Genomic DNA, 1157 nt, shown 5'->3' with positions numbered 1-1157 from the left:
ACTTCCCTCAAATCCTCTGGCAACCTAAGCGAAGCACAAGGCATCTTTAATAGCTTGATTAACTCTAGCATTAATGCAGGAGTTGGCGTGGGTGCAATCACCAATAAAAACTTCTTTAAAGATGTAAGAGAAAGTGCAAAAAGTAGCACAGATACTCTAAATAATAGTAGCTCTGTAAATGGTGCTATGAATATCTCCAATGATATGGCAATAGGTGGAAGAATAGCAAGAGCAAATAATCCTTATAATGCTATGAAATTTGCAAATGCTCTAAAGGCAAATGTTCTAGCAAAGGGAACTAATATAGCAAGTGATACTCCTTATGATTATTATGGCACTAAAACTTATCAAAAGAGTGTATGGGCAAATGCTTTTGGTGGAGCAAATATTGTAGATGGTGAAAGTGGTGGATTATATGGGATTAGCTTTGGTGCAGATACTATGGTAAATGATAATTTACTTTTAGGAATCTATGCTACTTATGCAAGCTCTAAGATTAAAGATAAGCTAAGCACTCAAGATTCTGATAATTATCAAATAGGTGTTTATAGTTCTTATAGATTTAATCACTCTTGGGAATTAAATTCTAAGATTTATGGGCAAATTGGAGATACTAAGCAAGATATTAATCTAGCTGGGAATTTAAATAGTTCTGATTTTAATAGAAAGTTTGTAGGAATTAATACAAATATCGGTAAAGTGTTTAATTTAGAAAATGGATTGTTCTTAAAGCCATTTGCTGGGATTAACTACTATTATAGCAACACACCAAGCTATGATGAAAAAGGTGCATTACCAAAACATGTAGAATCTAATACCAATAATTCTTTTAGTTTAGAATTAGGATTAGAAGCTAGAAAATACTTTAATGAAAACTCATATCTTTTCATAACTCCAAAAATAGAACAATATGTAGTAAATAATGGTGAGGATTATGTAGCAAGCTTTGCAGGTTCAAGCACATCATTTAGCATTAAAGGTGATGAGAAGAAAAAGACTTATGGACAATTAATCATAGGTGGAAATATCTCATTAAGTGATAATCTAAGCTTAGATGCTGGAATTGGTGCTAAGCAAATCATTGCTGGAAAAGTGGATTCTAAAAATGAAACTTATTTAAGTGGAAATGTAGGGGTTAAGTATAGGTTTTAAAAAGC

Annotated in this window: 1 protein-coding gene; it reads left to right on the top strand. The window is 32.1% G+C overall.

Going from position 1 to position 1157, the window contains the following annotated elements:
- On the top strand, nt 1-1152 hold a 1152-nt coding region (locus tag B6S12_RS10635), incomplete at its 5' end, for an autotransporter outer membrane beta-barrel domain-containing protein (protein WP_245892670.1).
- Nucleotides 1153-1157 lie beyond the last annotated feature (5 nt).

Origin of the sequence: Helicobacter valdiviensis (assembly GCF_003245365.1) — a bacterium.
Taxonomy (GTDB): Bacteria; Campylobacterota; Campylobacteria; order Campylobacterales; family Helicobacteraceae; genus Helicobacter_D; species Helicobacter_D valdiviensis.
This window is presented reverse-complemented; position numbering and strand designations above follow the sequence as displayed.